The organism is Mycolicibacterium arseniciresistens, from assembly GCF_030519285.1.
Classification (GTDB): Bacteria; Actinomycetota; Actinomycetes; order Mycobacteriales; family Mycobacteriaceae; genus Mycobacterium; species Mycobacterium arseniciresistens.
In genome coordinates, this window is the sequence record NZ_JAUMSQ010000542.1 from 1 (window position 1) to 1,132 (window position 1,132).

Annotated in this window: 2 protein-coding genes; one reads left to right on the plus strand and one right to left on the minus strand. The window is 72.3% G+C overall.

Going from position 1 to position 1,132, the window contains the following annotated elements:
- Positions 1-157 precede the first annotated feature (157 nt).
- A complete protein-coding gene (locus Q2100_RS31350; RefSeq protein WP_302917138.1) occupies positions 158-400 on the minus strand; it encodes an Lrp/AsnC ligand binding domain-containing protein in 243 nt (80 codons plus the stop codon).
- 105 nt (positions 401-505) lie between these two features.
- Between Q2100_RS31350 and thiL the strand changes: the two genes are divergently transcribed.
- Positions 506-1,132, plus strand: a 627-nt coding sequence (gene thiL / locus Q2100_RS31355; protein WP_302917139.1) for a thiamine-phosphate kinase, incomplete at its 3' end; no start/stop codon positions are given.

A 1,132-nucleotide genomic window follows, 5' to 3' on the forward strand; every position in this document is an offset into this window, starting at 1 on the left:
CACCGCCGAGATCGCCACCGGCTCGGCCGGTGTGTCGGCCTGCCGGATCGCCGCCACCGCGAGCAGCACCACGACCGCCGCGACAGCCACCGCGACCGCCGCGATCATCAGCGCGCGCGGCGGCCCGTCCCCGGTCGGTGCAGTCACGCGGTCAACCCTAGAGCTGGGCTCCGTCGGCGATCGGGCAGGTCAGCGTGCGGGTGATGCCGGTGCTCTGCTGCACCGACGGCACCACGGTGCCGGTCAGGTCGGTCATCGTGTCGGCGGCCACCCGCACGACCACGTCGTAGGGCCCGGTGACGTATTCCGAGGACACCACACCGGGCAGTCCCGCGAGTTGCTTGGCGACGACCTCGGCGCGGCCCACCTCGGTCTGGATCAGCATGAAAGCCTCGACCACCTGCCGTCTCCTCTGTCTCGCTGCATAGACTCCACGCCGCAGGGACCAAACGTACCGCAGGTCGAGCCGGTGTTCATTTTCGCGAACGGCCCGGTAGGAGGCGACATGGCGAGCTTCGAACCGGCCGAAACACTGGCCACGGCCGGGGAGTTCGCGGTGATCGACCGGCTGGTCAATGGTCGTGAGCAACCGGCCGCGGTGGAACTGGGACCCGGCGACGACGCCGCGGTGGTGCGGGCCGGCGACGGGCGCACGGTGGTGTCGACCGACATGCTGGTCGCCGGGCGGCACTTCCGGCTGGACTGGTCAACGCCTCACGACGTGGGACGCAAGGCCATCGCCCAGAACGCCGCCGACATCGAGGCGATGGGCGCGCGCGCGACGGCCTTCGTCGTGGCCTTCGGCGCTCCCGCCGACACACCCGTCGCCCAGGCGGTCGAACTCGCCGACGGGTTGTGGGACGAGGCCCGCCGGCTCGGCGCGGGCATCGTCGGCGGCGACCTGGTCCGGTCACCGCAGTGGGTGATCTCGGTGACGGTGCTCGGCGACCTGGCCGGCGGACATCCGGTGCGCCGCGACGGCGCCCGCGCGGGCGACGTGCTTGCCGTGGCGGGCGAGCTCGGGCGGTCGGCGGCGGGATTCGCGCTGTGGGACAACAGGATCGAGGAGTCGTTCGAAGGCTGCGCCGAACTGCGGCGGCGGCACCTGGTGCCCGAACCGCCCTACGGCGAG